This is a genomic window from Campylobacter canis (assembly GCF_045504005.1).
In the GTDB taxonomy this organism is placed as follows: Bacteria; Campylobacterota; Campylobacteria; order Campylobacterales; family Campylobacteraceae; genus Campylobacter_A; species Campylobacter_A canis.
The window spans coordinates 1-1,167 of record NZ_JBJJXH010000024.1 but is presented as its reverse complement, the minus strand read 5'-3'; the positions used below and the strand labels follow the sequence as shown (position 1 = coordinate 1,167).

1 pseudogene is annotated in these 1,167 nt (G+C 28.0%); it reads right to left on the bottom strand.

Going from position 1 to position 1,167, the window contains the following annotated elements:
* Window positions 1–930, bottom strand: a pseudogene (locus tag ACHJH3_RS11320) (IS110 family transposase); the annotation flags it as partial.
* Between the last annotated feature and the right edge of the window lie 237 nt (window positions 931–1,167).

Sequence of the window (1,167 nt, the reverse complement as noted above, 5' to 3'; positions counted from 1 at the left end):
GCTAAAAAGGGATTTTAAATATCTAACTATCGCACACATAACGGCTACGATAGCAACTTTTTTACTTTTACCTTTGTTTATTAGGTTTTCGTATTTTTGTTTGAATTTATCGTTAAAACGTATAGATACAATGGCAACTAAGAATAAAACACGTCTTATACTTGAGCTACCTTTTTTATTAATACACTTAGATTTTTTAACAGATATTCCGCTTTCATAAATGCGAGGAGATAATCCAATAAACGATATAAACTGCTTTGCGGTTTTATCTCGGTTAAAGTGTAGATTAGGAAATAAATTTAATGCTAAATCTATACCGAAACCCTTATTATTATTTATGATTTCATCACAATTTGGGATAAAGCTTTTAAGGATTTCGTAAGCGAGGATTTTAAGCTTTTTATGCAAAGATGATATTTGATTAGTTAGAGTTGTAATAATTTCATTAAGACTTGGATCGCTTACGAAATCTTGAGACTTTTTAAAATTCTTTAATTGTGTTTGGATTTTAGATAAAAGAAGTATAGCCGAGTTATAAGACTTTATAAGGTTGTATTCTTTGTTATAAGTTGCCGGATTTAATTCGGAGTGAAAAATTTTACAATATAGAGCTAATCCGTAACTATCTTTTAAATCCGTTTTTTTGGTGTGATAAATGTCTTAAAAATAGCTTGTTTTTTCAGGATTTAAAAGTGAATATCTAAGCTTTAAATCACTTAAGACAGATTGTAAAACTATATGATAGTTATTTGTGTGTTCAAAAACTATCTTTATGTTATCCTTGATAAATGACTTAAAATAAGCTTTTATCGTTTCGTAATCGTTTGGGAGTGATATAAACTTAGGCTTTACAGAAGTATTTGAAGTTAAAAAGCAAATATCTAGTTTGTCCTTAGATACGTCCGCACCTACAAAAAAATCCTTTTTCATAATAAACTCCTTAAAAGAAAAATTAGGTATAATCTTTTCTTGTATTCAGTGTCTAAGATAAAGCACTAAGATTTTTAATCAGATTTAACCTATAAAGCCCCTAAAATCTTTCTTGCAGTGTCTTAGCACTTAGGATACAATCAGAGGCTTTATAATTTTAAGAAAAAATGAAATCAGAAATCAATATACAAAAATGTATATTTAGATTTTTGATTTGTAGGGGGGTAATCATACAAG